This is a genomic window from Ignatzschineria ureiclastica (assembly GCF_003121845.1).
Taxonomy (GTDB): Bacteria; Pseudomonadota; Gammaproteobacteria; order Cardiobacteriales; family Wohlfahrtiimonadaceae; genus Ignatzschineria; species Ignatzschineria ureiclastica.
In genome coordinates, this window is the sequence record NZ_QEWQ01000020.1 from 1 (window position 1) to 2,673 (window position 2,673).

The 2,673-nt window shown below is 41.3% G+C and carries 1 pseudogene; it reads right to left on the reverse strand.

The window, feature by feature from the left end:
* A pseudogene (locus tag DC083_RS10030) lies at positions 1 to 2,673 on the reverse strand (hypothetical protein); the annotation flags it as partial.

The window sequence follows — 2,673 nt, forward strand, 5'->3', positions numbered from 1 at the left end:
TTATTTGCACCACCAAGAATATCAAGTTTTTGATTCAACTTACGTTCAACCACAACTCCATCGTTATCCGCACCAAAGAGTAAGCCATCATCAAGACTTGCGACCTCTTTCTCATTGCCGTCTTTATCTTTGTACACAATACGGACCTCGCCATCTTTTCCATTTAAGCCTGGCGCTCCATCTTTCACTGCAATATTAAGAGTTGGTGCATCTTTACCTGCCTCACCTTTTGGACCGGTAAGACCGATTGATCCATCTTCGCCATTAATAACTACTGATGAACCATCTTTTCCGGTAACACCAATCTTACCGTCAACGCCATCTTTTCCAGCTTCACCAACTTGGATATCGCCTAAGCCACTTAGGTTCTTCGCCATCTTCACAACAAGGTTGCCATCTTCAACATCAACACGCAGATTTTCATCACTCGCATCAACATTGTTAGCTAAGCCACCTTTAATTGTAACGGTATCACCTAGTTTCTTATTAATAACTGCACCAGCTGTATTACCCGCAAAGTTCAAGCCTTTATCGAGACTACCTTCAACACTCGTTTTAAGACCATCTAACTGATCTTTGTTGACAGCATCTTTACCATTTACACCATCGGCAACATTCGTGATTGTTTTACCACCTGCATCGACACCATTTGCAGTAATACTTGGACCATCTTTAATAGTTAATCCTGTATCACCTAATGCGACATTGTCACCTACTTTAACACCGTCCTTATTAACAGTCGTATTGCCGGTTTTCACAGATCCCGTAGTGCCTAGATCAAGATCTTTGGCAAGATCGATTTGGATAGAACCATCTGCATTTGCGGTTGTGACGATATTCTTCGCATCGGTTGCATTATTTGCACCACCAAGAATATCAAGTTTTTGATTCAACTTACGTTCAACCACAACGCCATCGTTATCCGCACCAAAGAGTAAGCCATCATCAAGACTTGCGACCTCTTTCTCATTGCCGTCTTTATCTTTGTACACAATACGGACTTCGCCATCTTTTCCATTTAAGCCTGGCGCTCCATCTTTCACTGCAATATTAAGAGTTGGTGCATCTTTACCCGCTTCACCTTTTGGACCGGTAAGACCGATTGATCCATCTTCGCCATTAATAACTACTGATGAACCATCTTTTCCGGTAACACCAATCTTACCGTCAACGCCATCTTTTCCGTCTTTTCCAGCTTCACCAACTTGGATATCGCCTAAGCCACTTAGGTTCTTCGCCATTTTCACAACAAGGTTGCCATTTTCAACATCAACACGTAGATTTTCATCACTCGCATCAACATTGTCAGCTAAACCACCTTTAATGGTGACTTTATCGCCAAGTTTTTTACTTACTTCCCCACTGTTACCTGCAAATGTAAGGCCTGTATTTGTTAAATTCGTACCTAATGCATCTAACTGATCTTTGTTGACAGCATCTTTACCATTTACACCATCAGCAACATTCGTGATTGTTTTACCACCTGCATCGACACCATTTGCAGTAATACTTGGACCATCTTTAATAGTTAATCCTGTATCACCTAATGTGACATTGTCACCTACTTTAACACCGTCATTATTAACAGTCGTATTGCCTGTTTTCACAGAACCCGTAGTGCCTAGATCAAGGTTTTCTGCAAGTTTAACGTTGAGCTTACCTTCATCATCTACAACAACACCAACGTTCTTACCATCTACTAGTTTTGTTGTATCTGACTCACCACCAACGATTGATACTGTATCTCCTGAATTAACCTTAGTCGTTCCAGTATCACCTTCAAAATTCAAGTATGCATTATTATTAGCAATAATTCCTTGTAATGCGTCATCCAACTGATCTTTATTAACTGCATCGGTACCATCTTCACCTTTAGCAACATTCGTGATTTTGCTACCACCAGCATTAATACCGCTTGTTGTAATACTTGGGCCATTTGCAATAGTTAACCCTATATTACCTAATACAACACCTTCACCTACTTTAACACCGTCATTATTAACGGTCGTATTGCCTGTTTTCACAGAACCCGTAGTGCCTAGATCAAGATCTTTGGCAAGATCGATTTGGATAGAACCATCTGCATTTGCGGTTGTGACGATATTCTTCGCATCGGTTGCATTATTTGCACCACCAAGAATATCAAGTTTTTGATTCAACTTACGTTCAACCACAACTCCATCGTTATCCGCACCAAAGAGTAAGCCATCATCAAGACTTGCGACCTCTTTCTCATTGCCGTCTTTATCTTTGTACACAATACGGACTTCGCCATCTTTTCCATTTAAGCCTGGCGCTCCATCTTTCACTGCAATATTAAGAGTTGGTGCATCTTTACCTGCCTCACCTTTTGGACCGGTAAGACCGATTGATCCATCTTCGCCATTAATAACTACTGATGAACCATCTTTTCCGGTAACACCAATCTTACCGTCAACGCCATCTTTTCCGTCTTTTCCAGCTTCACCAACTTGGATATCGCCTAAGCCACTTAGGTTCTTCGCCATCTTCACAACAAGGTTGCCATCTTCAACATCAACACGCAGATTTTCATCACTCGCATCAACATTGTTAGCTAAGCCACCTTTAATTGTAACGGTATCACCTAGTTTCTTATTAATAACTGTACCAGCTGTGTTACCCGCAAAGTTCAAGCCTTTATCGAGACTACCT